This is a genomic window from Pectobacterium peruviense (assembly GCF_002847345.1).
Classification (GTDB): domain Bacteria; phylum Pseudomonadota; class Gammaproteobacteria; order Enterobacterales; family Enterobacteriaceae; genus Pectobacterium; species Pectobacterium peruviense.
Window position 1 is genome coordinate 111399 of sequence record NZ_LXFV01000003.1, and the last position, 17448, is coordinate 128846.

Below are 17448 nucleotides of genomic sequence, written 5' to 3' on the forward strand. Positions count from 1 at the left end.
ATGCAAAACGTTAATTACCACATCAAATCATCAGGCACTTTAAAATCAGCATACGGATCTTCTTCATCCTGCTCTTCCTGACTCAGCGCACTGTTTAATACAATACTGCTCGCATCTCGCTGCGCGATTTTATCGGCTACGATCGCGGGAATAATGGCGTATTCACTCTCACCAGTGCTATCAACAACCAAGCGAGCAATCGCAAGACGGCCGCTAATCAGTTGAGCTTGAGTTAGCTTATCCACCAGGATTTTTTTAATTAAATTCTGATCGGTGAAGTTAAAACCAATATCGCCTTTGGAAAGGATGATTCTATTCATTTCAATGAGCTGCTTCACCTGAGCTTTATATTCTTTAGATAAAGTGGCTTGTTTTTGTTGTTCGCTTAGCTGTTTATCACGCTCAAGTTGTGCTTTTTTATTTTCTTCCACAGCCTCTCTTGCCTCACGAGCCTGAACGCGTGACTTTTTAGCTGTTCTCTGGACTTTAGCCATTTTTTTGCTGGTCACTAATCCAGCTTTTAGCATCTGCTCTTGTAAGGTGAGTTTTGTCATCTTCGTATCTAAACCAATTGAATAATGTGTGGAATTATACCTGTAATTTTTAAGACTGTACCAGATTGTAAGATCTGAACACGATGCGGCTTGAGTTACCCAAGTGAAAAACATTCCCGATGCCTATTCACTCCGCATCGGGAACGTTTTATTTAGCGGATATCGCTGCCATTAGTGGCAATGACTTTCTGATACCAGTGGAACGATTTCTTCTTATAGCGGTTGCCGCTGCCGGAAATCGTGTCATCCAGATCGACATAGATAAAGCCGTAGCGTTTACTCATCTCGCCAGTAGACATGCTGACCAGATCGATACAGCCCCATGGGGTGTATCCCATAAGTTCAACGCCGTCAGCAATCGCGCCTGCCATTGCCTCGATATGCTGGCGCAAATAGTTGATGCGGTAATCATCGGCGATATAGTGACGTTCATCCGGCTTGTCCACCGCCCCCAGCCCGTTTTCGACGATAAACAGCGGCTTTTCGTAGCGGTCGTACAGCTGATTGAGCGCAATTCGCAGCCCCACCGGGTCGATTTCCCATCCCCATTCGCTGGCTTCCAGGAACGGATTACGCGCACCGCCCAGCAGGTTGCCGTGAGCCGCCGCCGCATCTGGGTCAGTTTTATAAGTGGTGGAAGACATGTAGTAGCTAAAGCCGATGTAATCGACGGTGTGCTGTTTAATCAACTCCAAATCGCCCGGTTGAATATCCAGCGTGACCCCCAGCGACTGCCATAGGCTTTTCGCGTAGTAGGGATATTTACCGCCCGCTTGCACGTCCGCACAGTAGAAGTTAAATGACTGCGTCTCTTTTAGCGCCGCCAACTGGTTGATGGGGTTACAGTCATAAGCATAATTCGTGGCAAACAGAATCATACAACCGATCTGGATCTGCGGATTCGTCTCATGCGCAATTTTCACCGCCAGACTGCTGGCGACAAACTGGTTATGCCACGCTTGGAATTTGGCCTGCGGTTCCAGCGCGCCAGTTTGCACCGTCAACCCCTGACTCATGATCGGGAAATGGGCAGCGCTATTGATCTCGTTAAAGGTCATCCAGTACTTCACTTTGTGGCCGAAGCGCTCCAGCACCGTGCGGGCAAACCGCTCGAAGTGGCCGATTAACTCACGGTTTTTCCAGCCGCCAAAGGTGGTAGCAAGATGCAGCGGCATCTCATAGTGAGAGAGAGTAATGACAGGCTCAATGCCGTGGGCAATACAGGTATCAATGACCTGCTCATAATGATTTAGCCCCGCCTCGTTAGGCTGTTGCTCAACACCATTCGGATAGATGCGCGTCCAGGCGATGGAGAAGCGATAGCATTTGAAGCCCATTTCGGCAAACAGCTCAATGTCTTCGCGGAAGCGATGGTAGTGATCGATGCCTTTATGGTTTGGATAGGTGTAGCGCTGCTCATCCAGAGTGAAATCAAACGCATCGGAAGCCACAATGTTTAAACGCGCTTTGCCACCGGGGATGGCATCCACAATCGACAGCCCTTTGCCGTCAACATTGTAGGCCCCTTCGACCTGATTAGCTGCGGTGGCACCGCCCCACATAAAGCCGTGCGGAAATCTTTCACTCATGGCACTTATCCTTTATCGATGATGATTCTTTATTGACGATCGTCGAGGGTTCGCCTGATGTTGATTTGATTCAGCGCGACCCGAACGGCAGAAATTCTAGAGGAAAAAAGAAAGCGTGAACAGAAATAAGAAACCGGTTGCATAAAAGTGGTGCGGCATGCCAAAGACGGAGTATCAAACTTTATTTGTCTTACTCTGCGGCACTTTTCGAGTGACTGCGCTGCTCGTCTTTTCACGCGTCTGGCCCCTTCGGTGCGTGACTTCAACGAGTTTCCTGAAAGTTGGGCATTCCATATGCGATGGCGCAGAACAGTCGGCAACATGCCGCAGCGTGTCACGCAATACTCGTAGTTCATCGATCTGCCGATCGATTTCGTCAGCCTTCTGATGAAGCGCGGTGCGAGGCAAATCTGGCATCCCATTTTTGTTAAACATGCCAGCGATTTCCTGAAGTGAGAACCCTGCCGATTTTCCCATCGTAATCAGTCTGAGTTGCAGCAGTACATCTTCAGAAAACTGCCGCCGGAGCCCGTGCCGGGATACCGAAGCAATCAGCCCAATCTCTTCGTAATAGCGCAACGCTGAAGGCTTGATCCCGCTCTTTTCCGAGACGTCGCCAATATCCAGAAATTTCATACTTGACCTCAAGTCGACTTTACTTTGTAGCATCCTCTGGAACCCACATTCTGACAAGGATAAAAAATGGTAATTAATCGTTCGGACGAGCCGGAGAAGAGCAACACAGGGATCACTATCACACTGGCACTGTCGATACTGTCTGCTTCACTGGGAACAAGTATCGCCAATATTGCCCTTCCGACACTGACGGCCGTGTTTTCTGCGCCATTCTCACAGGTACAGGCCGTTGTCATCGCCTATCTTGCGGCCATGGCGATCTCGGTTGTCATCGCAGGCCGCCTTGGCGATCGTTATGGGCTGAAGCCCGTTTTCATTGCAGGCCTTGTGCTCTTTGCTGTCGCGTCACTGCTGTGTGCCATTGCGCCCCATCTGTGGCAACTCATCGGGGCAAGAGCACTTCAGGGGATCGGCGCGGCCTTCCTGATGACGCTCGGCATGGCGCTGCTGAGGCAAACTGCCGGTGAGAAACATGTCGGGCGTGCGATGGGGGTACTGGGAACGGTGTCCGCACTGGGTACTGCACTCGGCCCTTCTGTCGGGGGATTTCTTCTTACGACAACGGGATGGCGTAGCCTATTCTGGGTGCAGATCCCGCTGGTGGCGATCGTCCTGTTTCTGGCTTTCACCCTGTTGCCAATCGCATCGGTTAAGAAAAAGATTCTCGCAGAAAGCGTATCACTCATTCGGAACCCTACGCTTTTGTCGAATCTCACTATCAATGCGGCCGTCACCTCCGTCATGATGACGACGTTAATCGTCGGCCCTTACTATCTTGGTCCGGGTCTGGGCTTGAAAGAAACGCTGGTGGGGGTTGTTATGGCCATTGGCCCTGCTATTGCGATTTTCTGCGGAATTCCATCAGGCCGACTGGTCGATACCTGGGGGTTTGGACGCGCGCTCACCGCCGGACTCTCCCTCGTAGTTACTGGCACCTTGATGCTGGCGATCTTGCCTCCTCTGCTCGGCGTCACAGGATATATCCTTTCCGTTATTATCCTGACGCCAGGCTATCAGCTCTTTCAGGCTGCAAATAACACCGCGACTCTTGCCGATGTTCCTGATAATCAGCGCGGTACGGTCTCTGGTCTGCTTAACCTGTCGCGCAATATTGGGCTGATCGCAGGTGCCTCAGTCATGGGACAGGTCTTCGCGTTAGGTGTCGGAACGGAGGATTTTACCCATGCCACGCCCGCTTCCCTCGCTAACGGGATGCAACTGACCTTTTTTCTGTCTGGCGGAATGATCCTTACCGTCCTTACTTTCACCCATCTGCCAAGGTGGAAGCGGGTTACCTGATAACACGCTAAACATACGTCTTTTTAATTTACGGGGGTTACGTCCCCCTTCTCAGCTTAAATCACCGCTGATTTATGAGTGTCATTCATAACGTCTATCCTGTGGCGCACGATTATCACCGGATGCAATCCCGGTAAGATAATACAAAGCATGTAAAACCAGACGGATAGATATGACTCACGTTCAGACGCGCTCAGAAAAAACTTCAGGGCTACTTTTCATTGCCATTCTCAGTGCACTGATGGCATTTACTTCTTTATCGACGGACATTTATTTACCCGCCATGCCCATCATGGCAAAAGATTTACAAGGCGATGCCGAACTCACCATCACCGGATTTTTAATCGGCTTTTGCATCGCGCAGCTGGTTTGGGGGCCGTTAAGTGACCATCTGGGCCGCCGAATACCGCTATTTATTGGTATGGTGTTGTTTATCATCGGATCGGTAGGCTGTGCACTGTCTACGGATATATCGCACATTGTTTTTTGGCGTGTCTTTCAAGCGCTGGGAGCATGTACCGGCCCAATGCTGGCCCGCGCAATGATCCGCGATCTCTTTAGTCGTACACGTGCGGCGCAAATGCTCTCTACGTTAATCATCGTGATGGCGATTGCCCCGATTGCTGGGCCCCTACTCGGCGGGCAGTTGATCAAAGTAACGTCATGGCATGCCATTTTTTGGCTGCTGGCGATTATTGGCATCATGATGCTGATTTCATTGCGCTGGCTACCTGAGACATTACCCGAAGACAGGCGAGTAAAAGCTTCTTTGCCCAGCGCCTTTCGCAACTATTATGCACTGCTAACGAACGCTAACTTCATGCGTTTCACCTTATGCCTGACACTCTATTATGTCTCCGCCTACGCCTTTATTACCGGTTCGGCCTTCGTCTACATCACCTACTTCGGTGTCGATCCACAGCACTACGGCTGGCTATTTGCGCTGAATATCGTCGGCGTGATGGGCATGAGCGTGGTAAATCGTCGTCTGGTTCAGCGCTATCCACTTGAGACGCTGCTTAAATTTGCCGTGCTGATCGCAACCGTCGCGTCGTTCATTCTTGCTATCGGCACAAAACTGAATATCGGGGGAATACCCCTGATTGTGATCTCCGTGTTTGTGTTCTTTTCGATGAACGGCATCATCGCCGCAACGTCAACTGCCGCCGCGCTTGATGCGGTGCCAAACATTGCTGGTTCGGCATCGGCATTAATCGGGTCGCTACAGTACGGCAGCGGCATTATTTCTTCCCTGCTACTTGCACTACTAAGCGATGGGACACCGTGGACGATGGCATGGATCATCGCATTGTTTACCGCAGCCAGTGCGGTAACAGCGCTAACTACACGCGTTACGAAATCGAGCAGTTAAATATTGCTGCCAATACCACGAATAATAAAATCAATAGCCGAACGGTTTACTCTGACGGTTTATGGTGACGCGCGGCAATCTTCGCAAGATCAGACAATACGGCGATTGCCTCGTCTAAACGCTCAGGGACGAGCTTGTAGAACACCCAGTTCTTGATGCGTTTCGATGTGACAATTCCGGCTTTCGATAGATATTGAAGATGGCCGGTGACGGTCGGTTGGCTCAGGCCAATTTTCTCAGTGATAAACCCTACACATACCCCGTCCTTAACCAAGTCGCCATCCTGCTGTTCCGGGAAATGTGCCCGAGGATCAGCCAACCATTCCAGAATGATGAGCCGCTGCTCATTACCGAGCGCACGTAGTAGATCGGCGGCTGTCGTTGCATGCTTGTTCATATAGCCAAACACCTATATAGTTATTTCCATATACAGTTGATAGGAAAATACTATGACAAGCAAATACCAAAGAGCAACCGACTCTGTAACGTTGAAAGATATTTACACGGCATCTCAGCAAATTAAAACGACGATACGCAGAACGCCTCTAGACCGCTCGCAGGAATTATCCGCTCTTGTTGGTGCAGAAATTCGGCTCAAGATGGAAAACCTCCAACAGACCGGTAGCTTCAAGCTACGGGGGGCGGCAAACGTTCTTGCCAATCTGGATGCAGAACAGCGCCGCGTTGGCGTCATCGCCCCAACGGCAGGAAATCACGGATTAGGGCTCGCCTATGCCGGACAAGTGGCAGGTGTCCCCGTAACCATATTCTTGCCACGCTCAGCCGACCCGATGAAGGTCGCGGCCATGAAAGGTTGTGGTGCCCGCATTTCATTTTTTGATGACATCGAAGAAGCGAGGCAGGCGGCAATAGCTGCAGCGCAACAGTCTGGCGCCACCTTCGTTTCGGCTTACGACAATCCACATATGATTGCTGGTGGCGGCACCGTCGGCCTTGAGATTATGGAAGACTGGATGGATGCAGAGATAATCCTAGTGAATATCGGTGGCGGCGGGCTTATTTCAGGGATTGCGACGGCAGTGAAAGCAATCAACCCCGCTATCGAAGTATGGGGCATACAAAGTGAAGTCAGCCCGACATTTGCCCGTTGGAAAGAGGCCGGTGAAACGCTTCCCGTCGATCTGGCTCCCTCCATCGCTGAGGGCGTTAGCGGCTATATTGAGCCCAGTGCGATGACCTGGCCGCTGGTTCGTGACCGTGTCGATCGCGTGCTCACGGTATCAGAAGCTGAAATTAAAGCCGCAATGCTGTCAATGCTCGAACTTCACCGTCATGTTGTCGAACCTTCGGGGGTGCCAGCCGTCGCGGGAGCCATTCGCTACGCGAAGGAGATTGGGGGACGTAAAACAGCCTGCGTTGTCACTGGCAGGAACATTTCGAGTTCACGCTATCTCATGCTACTTAATGAGGCGACAGCCGGTGTGGATAAGTAGGATGTTCGAGCGCCCTCTTCGCGGTTAAAATGCGTGGAGGCATTACAGCATAAATTCGTAATGAGAGCCGTCCGGCAGCTCAACAGTGCCGCTCTCACGTTATATCAATATGAGGTAGAGATAGAACAGAACGGTATCAGCGAGCTGCGTGAGTTTGTTATGGTGTTGGCTTAACTCGCTCTCTTTTCATGCATAAGGAGTTTTTGAATGGCTACGTCTCCAGCCTATGTGCCACCAAAAGTCTGGCAGCCCGCGTCTTCCGGCGGTGCTTTCGCCAATATTAACCGCCCGATAGCCGGTCCGACGCACGAAAAAGCCCTGCCCGTTGGCGAGCATCCGCTTCAGCTTTATTCGCTGGCGACGCCAAACGGCGTGAAAGTGACCATCATGCTGGAGGAGTTGCTGGCGCTGGGCCATTCGGGTGCCGAGTACGATGCCTGGCTGATTAAGATAGGCGATGGAGATCAGTTCTCCAGCGGATTTGTTGACGTCAACCCGAACTCAAAGATCCCCGCATTGCTTGACCAAAGCGGCGACAAGCCGATTCGCGTATTCGAGTCCGGCTCCATTCTAGTGTATCTGGCCGAGAAATTTGGTGAACTGCTGCCGAACGACCTCGCCACGCGCACTGAAACCCTGAACTGGCTCTTCTGGCAGATGGGTTCCGCCCCTTACGTTGGCGGTGGATTCGGGCACTTCTACGCCTACGCGCCGGAAAAATTTGAATACCCGATCAACCGTTTCACGATGGAAACTAAGCGCCAACTGGATGTTCTCAACCGTCGACTGGCAGAGAGCCGTTATCTGGCTGGTGATAGCTACACGATTGCTGATATTGCCGTCTGGCCGTGGTACGGCGGGCTGGTACAGAACGCGATCTACTCCGCTGGGGAGTTCCTGTCCGTACACGAGTACACGCATGTGATTCGTTGGGCCGACGAGATTGCTGTTCGTCCGGCGGTGATTCGCGGTCGGAAGGTCAACCGCACATGGGGCGAAGAGTCAGAACAGGTTGCCGAACGCCATCAGGCATCCGATCTGGATTAATCCTCCGCCGCCTGTCGATCAACAGGCGGCATTCCGATTAACCCTTAGTGCTGATGACAGAATGCAACAGCGGGCTTTTTCACGCGAAATCGGTGAAGCGAAAGGTGCATCTACTTATAACAAACCGGGCCGCGCCTACTATGCGGGGATCACCCTCATTCTGATAGTCATACTTTTCTGACAGTTACGTTTTTCTGGTTCCCGCGTGTTCAGTAACCAGAAAGTGTGTTCTCAGGATAAGCGTCGGTGGCTAGCAGCGTTCAGAGACGAAAAAAATCGGCCTCTGCCCTCTCCCGTAAAGGAGGAGGCAAAGGCCGAATGTTGTTATACGAGCGCTCTGCTAATTAGCGGCGTACTTTCACTTTATTCAGCACAGTCTGAATCGCCGTCGACAGTTCATTGATCTCGAATTTCGCGACGTAAGCATCCGCACCAACATTGCGTACGTGATCTTCGTTCGCGCTACCAGACAGTGAAGAGTGAATCACCACGGGGATATTCTTCAGATATTCTTCACGCTTGATATTTCTTGTCAGCGTAAAGCCATCCATTTCCGGCATTTCCAAATCGGTCAGAACCAGTGAGATCTTGTCCGAAATAGGTCGCCCTTCTGACTGTGCTTCTTGCGCAATGAGTCGAATCTTGTTCCAGGCATCCTGTCCAGTAATGTGCATACTAAACGGAATACCCATCTGGGTTAGCCCCTGCTCAAGCAGCGAACGGGCAACTTTGGAATCTTCCGCCACAATCGCAATCGCACCAGGCGTGTAGGGATAGATCTTCTCTTCTGCGTTCTTGAGCTTAGTTTCACGATCGCCAGGAATGATATCAAACAGAATCTGTTCAACATCCAGCACCAGCGCCAGACGATTACTGTCTTTGTCGTTATCAAGGCGCGCAATACTGGTGATATAGGAGCTACTCACGCCCGCTTCAGCAGCCAGAACCTGGCTCCATTCCAGACGAACAATATCATCTACCGATTCCACCGCGAATGCCTGCGTACTGCGTGCATACTCAGTGATAAGGAGAATGTTCAGGTTCGTATCCGGTGCACTGCCGACCACAGCAGGAAGATCGAGAACGGGAATGATTTGCCCACGAATGTTAACCATACCCAGCATCGGCGATTTCATGCCAGCCGCTTTGGTCAACGTAGGCATTGGCACAATTTCACGCAGTTTAAACACGTTAATGCCAAACAGCTCAGATTTGCCACCTTCAGGTGATTTGCCCAGCTGGAATAATAAGAGTTCGAATTTATTAGCAGAGGTAAGGTTTGTTCTCTCATCAATCTCTTTTTGAAAATTATCCATGCTTTCCTCAGTGCGAGTCATTATTTATAGGTATAGCGTAATCAGGCAACATTCGAGATGTGAGTAAACATGAACTAACATCTGGCCGCTCCACTGTACGTGATAGTCGTGTTCTTCAATCTTATCCAGCGTCAAACGTAAAATACTTGTCAATTGTGTCAACTTCATCGTCCAACGATGGCAATCATCGGACCAGTAGACGGATATCAGCCCTCTTCAGTATAACAGTCGGCTAGCATCCTTTAGGTATAGATAACATTCCCTGAATCATTACTATCGGCAGAATTTGCCAACTCCTTATCCCAAATCGTGACAGAAATGTTGCCTGAGAAGAAAACCTCACGCCCTCTTGACATCGAAGCCATAAAAAACTAAAAACATACCGTACAGTTCAGTTTTATAAAGAATACCTATACCGCCATTTACGCATAGCGGCAGTAAACGGTTGGCGCTATCGGACGTCATGTGGCTAAGGCGGCGTGTCATCACGCTATTCAGCAGTTCTTTTTACAGGATTCTCATATGTTCACATTATCCCGAGTTGCACGTCCTATCGTATTGGCTCTGGCTGTCATACTCGCAGGTTGCGCGAGCAATTCACCCGTGCGCTACAGCGGTATCGCATCGTCTTCGCAATTGGCGCAAAACTCAGGTGAGCACGCGGATCGCATTCCTTATCGTTACACCACGCCTGTCGACTGGAAGCAATACACCCACATCATCATCGATCCCGTCAGCATTTATCAGGGAAGCGATAACCAATTTAACGACATGTCACCGCAGGACAGACAGTCGTTGGCCGCCTATATGCAAGATACGTTCAGCAAAACCTTACGTTCACGGTTCAATGAAGTGACCTCATCTACCCCTGGCACATTGCGATTGAAATTGACGCTGACGGGAGCCGATACCACCACACCCGTTGCCGGTACGTTTACCAAATTTGATCTGGCTGGCGGCCCCTACAACATCGTGCAGTCCATTCGCGGTAAAGAAGGCCTGCTCAATGGATCAGTGAACTATGCCGTTGAAATTTATGATGCGACGACCAACAAACTGCTCAATGCCTATATCGCGAAGCAGTATCCAAATGCCATGAACGTCAGCGCCAGCGTGGGGGCACTGAGCGCCGCAGAAGTCGGTATCGATAAAGCGGCGGAAGAACTGGCCGACATGCTGAAGTAAGCGAAGAAGAACCTATACACACGGTGCGGAACAGCATGATGACAATCTACCCCCACTTAATTATCTGTCCGCACTGCGACAGCGTGCACCGCTACCGGGCGTTAAATCCCGGAGAGGCAGCACGCTGCACACGCTGTCAGGCCACACTTTATCGGTCAGGATGGATCAATACCGGGCATCGACTGGCGCTGATACAAACGGCGGCTATTGTCTTTTTTATCGCGAATAGCTATCCGGTGCTGACCGTCAGTTTCCATGCACTGCAGAATACGGCAACACTCTGGCAAGCGGCGCTCGCATTGGCTAACGGTGCGACTTTACCGCTGGCGATAGGCTGTTTTTTTATCCTGATTGTGGCGCCTTTTCTGCAAATCATCCTGACGGGTTGGGTGCTGATGTTCGCTAATAAAGATCGTTGTGCCCCCGGCTTTATTCCCGTGATGAAGATACTGCTGTGGCTTCGTCCCTGGAGCATGCTGGAGATTGCGATGTTGGGTTTTCTGATCGCCGCCATCAAACTCTCCGGTTTTATGCAGGTGATGCCGGGAGCAGGTTGCTGGGCGCTGGCGGCGCTGATGTTGCTGCTCGTTGTCGTCAACAGTCTCGATCTTCGCCCGTTATGGTCGCTGGTGCCCACGGACAGTAACCGTAGCGTGGTCAGCCATGAAAAGTAATCCGTCCGACCAGCCGTTACCGTTGGTCGCCTGTCCGCTGTGCGGCCTCGTCTGCCTGCATGATGCAAACCCACATGACGCGGTACGTTGCCCACGCTGCCAATCGCGGCTGACTTCTCCCCGCAAGGACAGCACCGCGTTCTCCTCTGCGCTACTGGTCACGGCCCTAATTTTCTATATCCCCGCCAACGTGTTGCCCGTGATGTATACCCGCCTGTTCGGGTTGGGAGGCGAAAGCACCATCCTAAGCGGCGTGATTGATTTCTGGCACAGCGGCGACTACGGCATTGCCCTGCTGATCTTTATCGCCAGCATCGTCATTCCCTGTATGAAATTTCTGATTCTCGGTCTGCTGCTCTTCATGTCACACCAAAAAAGCCGCAAGGCGATGGCCGAGCGTGCTGCGCTTTATCGGCTAACGGAATGGGTAGGTTACTGGTCCATGCTGGATGTCGTCGTCATTGCCGCCGTCTCGGCGCTGGTCAGATTCCCTCCCCTGAGTGAAGCGGAACCTCGCAGCGGCATTCTTTTTTTTGGGCTGGTGGTGATACTGACCATGTTGTCTGCCATGAGCTATGACCCGCGTCTTATCTGGAAAGGTGATGAAAAATGATCCACGAACAACCCAGCGATCCGGTAATTATCCGCCAACGCTGGCGAATCTCATTAATCTGGCTGGTACCGGCACTCGCTATGCTAACGGGGCTCGCCATGCTGATTCACACCTGGTCAGGTAGCGGGCCGAAAATCGTGATCTCCTTTCAGAGCGCAGCGGGTCTTGAAGCCGATCGTACCGTCGTCAAATATAAAGATGTAGCCGTAGGCATCGTAAAAGACATCACGCTCAGTCAGGACAGTAAACAAGTTCTCGTCACGGTGCTGCTCAATAAAAATGCGGACAGTCTGGCTCATGCCGATAGCCGCTTTTGGGTGGTTCGTCCGCGCGTCGGCATCAGCGGCGTAACGGGGATTGATACCCTGCTTTCGGGTGCTTACATTGGCGCCGATAAGGGTGAATCAACGCAGGGAGAAACTCGCTTTACTGGTCTGGAGTCGCCTCCTGCGGTGATTAACGGTATGCCGGGCAGCCGTTTTGTCATTCAGGCTGATGATCTCGGGTCGCTGGATAGCGGTTCGCCCATTTACTATCGTCGCATCCCCGTTGGTCGCGTTGCGTCCTATCAGTTGAACAACGATGGTCGCAGTGTCCAGTTTCAGGTTTTTATTGATGCTCCCTATGACCAGTTTGTTACGCCGAATACTCGCTTCTGGAATGCCAGTGGGATGGATCTTTCCGTTGACGCCAACGGCTTTCGCCTTAGAACACAAACTCTCGCCGCCGTCGTGGCGGGCGGTATCGCTTTTTCCACCCCCGATCTGGACAGCGCTATCGCCCGACCGGAACCGCTGACCACCTACCAACTAGCACGCGATCAGGAATCGGCCTTATCGCCACCTGATGGCCCACCTATCCTCTTCAAACTCCGTTTTGACCGATCGTTACACGGTCTGGAGATCGGCGCGCCCGTGGAATTTTCCAGCGTCAAAATCGGCCACGTGACCACCATTAAGCTGGATTACAGTAAAACAGGCTATCGCTTCCCTACGGTCGTCAGTATTGAGGTGTTTCCTAACCGCCTCGGTAACGTGCTGGATAAGTTGCCAAAGCAGGCGGCGTCGCTCGAACAGCAAACGGCAGAGTTTACCCGCGATCTGGTTGAACACGGTCTGCGAGCACAGGTTGCGCCAAGCAATTTGTTGACCGGGCAGCTCTATATCTCACTCGATTTTGTGCCCGATGCAGCAAAAGTGCCGTTTGATACCAACGCTCGCCCGCTGATTTTGCCTACCGTCAATGGGGGATTCGATCGGTTACAGACACAGATGGCGAGCATCATCGGCAAGATCGATAACATGCCGCTGGATGCTATCGGCCGCAACATGAACACCACGCTGATAGAAGCCAATAAAGCGCTTCGACAGGTTAACGGGCAGACGCTGCCAGAGGCCAATCGGTTGATGAAACACATGCAGCAGGCCACACGTCGCGCACAGGATATGCTGGAAGAGGATTCGCCGTTGCAGTTGGGCATCACACAGTCATTACAGGAAATTCAGCGCACCTTACGCGCCCTGCGCAATCTGGCTGAACAGATCGATCGCCACCCAGAGTCCCTGCTACAAGGACGCTCGAATGACCCATCGGCATCAACATTAACTCACGACACCGCGGCTCAAAAAGGATCCTCAAAATGAAACGAGTGGCACCATTCTGCCCGCTGGTCGTTATCGCGTTACTGAGCGCCTGCACATCGCCTCCGGTGCACTATCACACCCTGCTCGCACCAGCATCATCGGCTGCAACTACAGCGCACGCCGCCTCCTTTTTCATTGATGTGCTGCCTGTTGGCGTACCAGCGCAAATTGATACGTCACAGCTCGTTATCAGACAGGGTAACAGTGGTGCCCTCGTGCTGGATAACGAGCGCTGGCTCAGTCCGTTGGGGGAAGAAATTCGCACCGCGCTTTCCGCCGAGCTGACGCAGCGTCTCAACACACAGGATGTTTCAGGATTGGAACGTGCGGCAGAAACGCCAGTGGTCAGAATCCACCTACAGGTTCGACGATTTGATAACTGGCCCGGCCAATTTGTGACGTTTGACGCCGACTGGAGCCTTAGCGCTACTGGGGGAGAAGATCGCACCCGCCTGCTCTGCCGAAGCCAGTTCACCGAGTTGGTAGCGAGTGGTGATACCGCGATGTTGCAGGCTCAGCAGCAGGTCATCACGCGGCTAGCGGAGCAGATCGCAGTAACGGCGACCCGCTGGATGCCGGATAGAAAAGGAACGTGTCTTACGCCGCTGCCCCAGCCATAAACATACTGACCGCATTCCCCACGATTTCGCGGATGCGTTCGAGGCTGATTGGCTGTAAATGACGGTGGAATATGCGGTCATCAATTTCTGCCGTCAGCAGCGCCAGAAACTGCAATGCTCGTACACGCGAATCGCCCGGCTTCAGCGCCTGACGCGCTATCGCCGCCGCCATCAGCTCAGACAGTTTATCGACGTTCTCTTTCGGGCCTGACTCATAAAACAGAGAACCAATATCGGAATGTCCGGCCTCCGCAACCACCATCCGATAAATCGCCATGGCGCTGCTATCGTTGGTTAGCACATAGAGGATGCGCTCGCCGAAACGCGTCAACTGCACTTCCAGCGTTTCGGATGCCAGAGCATCCGTCATCAACTCTGCCGTTGCCTCGGACAAATGCATGGTCGCATGTTCACGAACGACGGCCGTAAATAGCGCTTCCTTGGTTGAAAAATAACCATACAGCGTAGCCTTGGAACCGCCAACCCGCTTCGCCAGCTCATTCATGGTGGCGCGCTCATAGCCCATTTCCTGAAAAAGCTGCGCCGCCGTTTTAACGATGGCCTCACGACGAGCCTTAGTACGGACTTTCATCACCACTCCTGCCAGACTGTGCTGACGAGCAAAATAGGATTCGATATAGCAATATTATCAAAACATTAGCTTCGCCGCCGCCTCTTTACACAACGCCACATCGCCGTCTGTAAAAATAGGAGAACGGCAAGAAAAGCACAACGATGAATACCAAAGGACGACGGAGGTTGATAAGGGAAAATGGATTATTTACTATCCAGCGCCGAATGATGGGCATTTCTAGTTGTTCGTTGCAGGAAAGGCAGCGTATAGGCAATGTGCAGTATGATGGGGAAACTGCTTTTAGGGCGCATGGCTTAGCACCACACACCCTAAATTCAGTTGACAGAACAGGAACAAAATTATGGGTAAATCCCTGGGTTGGCAAATCAATTTGTAACAATTTTTTTTAAAATTTACTTTCTTAAATTTTTTTATAAATTGTCCTGTTCATGAAAAAATTATAAGTGATATCATGGGGTAACAGTAGTTAGACTTAGGTATAGGTCAGCACTATACTTTTATGACATCATCTATATCATGGGTGCATTCTCGCTTTTATTGAGGCCGTTACATGTCTGTATTTTGCTCTGACAATGAAATTATCAATAACACGATAAAAAGCTATCTCGGCCGAAAGTTAAAGCAATATGGCGACCTGAAATACGCCTACATGATCATGAATAAGAAGAACCCGTCTCAGGTTGTGATCATTTCAAATTACCCGCAAGAATGGGTTGATACCTATAAAGAAAATAACTATCAGCATATTGATCCCGTTATTTTAACAGCGATAAATACCGTCTCGCCATTCTCATGGGAAGACAACATCGTTATTAACTCTAAGCTGAAGTTCTCCAAGATTTTTAATCTGTCAAAAGAATACGATATTGTTAATGGTTATACCTTTGTCCTGCATGACAACAATAATCATCTGGCAGCGCTATCGATTATGTTCGAAGAACATGCGCCAACGGATATGGAAAGTATTGTTGAGGAAAACAAAGACAAACTGCAAATGCTGCTCATTGCCGTTCATGAGAAAATCACCACGCTTTACAAAGAGATGACGCAAAGCCCGCAGAGCAGAAAACAAGGTGACAAAGAGATATTCTCTCAACGTGAAAACGAAATTCTTTACTGGGCCAGCATGGGAAAAACTTACCCGGAAATTGCGCTGATTCTGGATATCAAAATCAGCACCGTGAAATTCCATATTGGTAATGTGGTAAAAAAATTGGGCGTGCTGAATGCCAAACATGCCATAAGACTGGGCGTAGAATTACAGCTCATTAAACCTGAGCCGTTATAAATGAGATAGACGCTTACTCTGCTGTTGCGCGTGCCACAACGCGCGATAGCGCCCTTCAGCAAGCAGTAATTCGCTATGTGTTCCCTGCTGGGAAATAACGCCATCCTCGACAACCAGAATTCGATTTGCTCCCACGATTGTCGATAGCCGATGCGCAATAACAATAACCGTCTTGTCCTGCACGAGCCTGTCAATCGCACGCTGTACGGCTAGCTCGCTTTCGGTATCCAACGCCGCCGTCGGTTCGTCCAAAATCACAATCGGCGCTTCCTTCAATAATGCTCGCGCGATCGAAATACGCTGCCGCTCACCGCCGGATAATCTTCCGCCAATATCACCCAGCCGTGTTTGCCATCCCTGCGGCAATCGTTGAATAAATTCCAGACATTGAGCGGCATCGGCAGCCTGCTCAACATCTGCGTCGCTGGCATCCGGCCGCGCCATTCGAATATTTGCCAGCACCGAATCATCAAACAAATAGACATCCTGAAACACCACGGAAATCAGCTTATTCAATTTACGTGTTGGAATATGGCGGATATCCATACCGCCGATACAAACGCGCCCGTGTTGCGGATCGGCATGACGCATTAGCAGCCGCGTTATTGTCGTTTTACCCGATCCGGATGGCCCAACCAGCGCAGTCATCCCCTTCTCCGGCAGAATGATATCCACCCTATCGAGTACCGGTTCAGCCTTATCCGCATAGCGAAAGCTTACCTGTTCGAACGTAATCGCATACGTTGTCGGCACCTCGGCAGGCTGGCGCACGGGAAGCGGCTCAATCGCTAACAGATCGTCAATACGATGCAGTGCGGTATCAATCAACGCCAACACCGCCGTATAGCTGACAAACGTCGCCAGCGGTTCAGAAAAACGCACCACAATCACCATCATCGCGGCGACAATTGCCACATCCCACGCGCCGAAAACAACACCGCTCATACCCAAAATCAGCACACCCTGAAGTCCCAACTCCACAATGCTGGCAACTACCGCGCCGGGTTTGGCTCCCTTACGATGCGCCGACGTTTGTATCTGCTGTAGGTGCTGAAAACGCTGGCGCAGCGACGCCGTGCTTTCAGCCTGCTGACAGCTGGTTCTCAGGACGGCGAGTCCCTGTACATACTCGACGATGTCGGCACTGGTTTGCTGGTTAGCCTCCGCCAGCGCCTGCATCGTGTGCGCAAATGCAGGCCGCCTCCAGCGATAAAGCAGCGCGATGGCCGGAAAGATCAACAGCAGACTCACGCCTAACCGCCACTCCACCGCCAGCATGACGAGCGCTATCACGACGGGCGTCACGATGGCCAGCAGCAACTGGTTTACTATCGCCAGCATGTAATTCAGGTTCTCATCCACGCTGCCCAGCAATAGCGCGTTGATATCCCCTGCCCGCGTAGACTGAAGTGTGGTTAGCGGCATACTCCGCAGCTGTTCCCCAAGTCGCATACGCAGTTCGTGGGTCACCGCAGCAAGCTGCCCGCGATATTCAAAACCCTGCCCATACCAGCGCAGCATCAGCGTCAACAAACTCAGGATCGTCATGATCGCCAGCCACAT

The 17448-nt window shown here is 51.4% G+C and carries 17 protein-coding genes; 10 read left to right on the plus strand and 7 right to left on the minus strand.

The genetic code is table 11. From position 1 onward, the window contains the following. Positions 1-14 precede the first annotated feature (14 nt). The 3 genes from A0G03_RS03875 to A0G03_RS03885 form a co-directional block, all read right to left on the minus strand. On the minus strand, positions 15-554 hold the full coding sequence (locus A0G03_RS03875; protein WP_048261014.1) for a DUF2058 domain-containing protein: 540 nt from the start codon (positions 552-554) through the stop codon (positions 15-17). Positions 555-706: 152 nt separating this feature from the next. Next, positions 707-2143, minus strand: coding sequence for a glycoside hydrolase family 1 protein (locus tag A0G03_RS03880; RefSeq protein WP_048261015.1), 1437 nt, complete (start codon positions 2141-2143; stop codon positions 707-709). Between the two features lie 174 nt (positions 2144-2317). Beyond that, positions 2318-2779: a helix-turn-helix domain-containing protein gene (locus A0G03_RS03885; protein ID WP_048261017.1), complete on the minus strand. Its 462-nt coding sequence runs from the start codon at positions 2777-2779 to the stop codon at positions 2318-2320. Positions 2780-2845: 66 nt separating this feature from the next. Between A0G03_RS03885 and A0G03_RS03890 the strand changes: the two genes are divergently transcribed. Next, the gene (locus A0G03_RS03890) at positions 2846-4078 is read left to right on the plus strand and encodes an MFS transporter (protein ID WP_048261019.1); all 1233 of its coding nucleotides are present in this window, start codon (positions 2846-2848) and stop codon (positions 4076-4078) included. 172 nt (positions 4079-4250) lie between these two features. Further along, positions 4251-5450: a multidrug effflux MFS transporter gene (locus tag A0G03_RS03895; protein WP_048261021.1), complete on the plus strand. Its 1200-nt coding sequence runs from the start codon at positions 4251-4253 to the stop codon at positions 5448-5450. A 46-nt stretch (positions 5451-5496) separates the two neighbouring features. Here A0G03_RS03895 and A0G03_RS03900 read toward each other — a convergent pair whose 3' ends face one another. Continuing rightward, the gene (locus A0G03_RS03900) at positions 5497-5847 is read right to left on the minus strand and encodes an ArsR/SmtB family transcription factor (protein WP_048261024.1); all 351 of its coding nucleotides are present in this window, start codon (positions 5845-5847) and stop codon (positions 5497-5499) included. Positions 5848-5899: 52 nt separating this feature from the next. Here A0G03_RS03900 and A0G03_RS03905 point away from each other — a divergent pair, with 52 nt between their 5' ends. After that, positions 5900-6904 carry a threonine ammonia-lyase gene (locus A0G03_RS03905; RefSeq protein ID WP_072062044.1) on the plus strand — a complete coding sequence of 335 codons (1005 nt, stop codon included), beginning with the start codon at positions 5900-5902 and terminating at the stop codon, positions 6902-6904. Positions 6905-7111: 207 nt separating this feature from the next. Then, positions 7112-7951, plus strand: coding sequence for a glutathione-dependent disulfide-bond oxidoreductase (yghU, locus tag A0G03_RS03910; RefSeq protein ID WP_048261026.1), 840 nt, complete (start codon positions 7112-7114; stop codon positions 7949-7951). A 344-nt stretch (positions 7952-8295) separates the two neighbouring features. On the opposite strand, the gene A0G03_RS03915 is transcribed toward yghU, so the two are convergent. Next, positions 8296-9267, minus strand: coding sequence for a chemotaxis protein (locus A0G03_RS03915; RefSeq protein WP_048261028.1), 972 nt, complete (start codon positions 9265-9267; stop codon positions 8296-8298). 522 nt (positions 9268-9789) lie between these two features. Here A0G03_RS03915 and A0G03_RS03920 point away from each other — a divergent pair. Genes A0G03_RS03920 through A0G03_RS03940 form a run of 5 tightly spaced genes read left to right on the plus strand, consistent with a single transcriptional unit; the run spans position 9790 to position 14002 of the window. Further along, complete coding sequence (locus tag A0G03_RS03920) at positions 9790-10452, plus strand: DUF3313 domain-containing protein (RefSeq protein ID WP_048261030.1); 663 nt, start codon at positions 9790-9792, stop codon at positions 10450-10452. A gap of 38 nt (positions 10453-10490) precedes the next feature. Beyond that, positions 10491-11126 carry a paraquat-inducible protein A gene (locus A0G03_RS03925; protein ID WP_189315148.1) on the plus strand — a complete coding sequence of 212 codons (636 nt, stop codon included), beginning with the start codon at positions 10491-10493 and terminating at the stop codon, positions 11124-11126. Continuing rightward, positions 11116-11739 carry a paraquat-inducible protein A gene (locus tag A0G03_RS03930; protein ID WP_048261034.1) on the plus strand — a complete coding sequence of 208 codons (624 nt, stop codon included), beginning with the start codon at positions 11116-11118 and terminating at the stop codon, positions 11737-11739. The genes A0G03_RS03925 and A0G03_RS03930 overlap by 11 nt, the downstream gene beginning before the upstream one ends. Continuing rightward, positions 11736-13382 (plus strand): PqiB family protein, encoded by a 1647-nt coding sequence (locus A0G03_RS03935; RefSeq protein ID WP_048261036.1) that lies wholly within the window; start codon positions 11736-11738, stop codon positions 13380-13382. Before A0G03_RS03930 ends, A0G03_RS03935 begins: the two co-directional genes overlap by 4 nt. Next, positions 13379-14002: a PqiC family protein gene (locus A0G03_RS03940; protein ID WP_048261038.1), complete on the plus strand. Its 624-nt coding sequence runs from the start codon at positions 13379-13381 to the stop codon at positions 14000-14002. Before A0G03_RS03935 ends, A0G03_RS03940 begins: the two co-directional genes overlap by 4 nt. Here the strand turns inward: A0G03_RS03940 and A0G03_RS03945 are convergent. Further along, positions 13980-14594 carry a TetR/AcrR family transcriptional regulator gene (locus tag A0G03_RS03945; RefSeq protein ID WP_048261041.1) on the minus strand — a complete coding sequence of 205 codons (615 nt, stop codon included), beginning with the start codon at positions 14592-14594 and terminating at the stop codon, positions 13980-13982. The genes A0G03_RS03940 and A0G03_RS03945 overlap by 23 nt on opposite strands. Before the next feature lie 553 nt (positions 14595-15147). Here A0G03_RS03945 and A0G03_RS03950 point away from each other — a divergent pair. Next, complete coding sequence (locus A0G03_RS03950; RefSeq protein WP_048261043.1) at positions 15148-15885, plus strand: helix-turn-helix transcriptional regulator; 738 nt, start codon at positions 15148-15150, stop codon at positions 15883-15885. On the opposite strand, the gene A0G03_RS03955 is transcribed toward A0G03_RS03950, so the two are convergent. Next, positions 15880-17448: ABC transporter ATP-binding protein (locus tag A0G03_RS03955; protein WP_101749485.1), on the minus strand; the 1569-nt coding region annotated here is incomplete at its 5' end. The genes A0G03_RS03950 and A0G03_RS03955 overlap by 6 nt on opposite strands.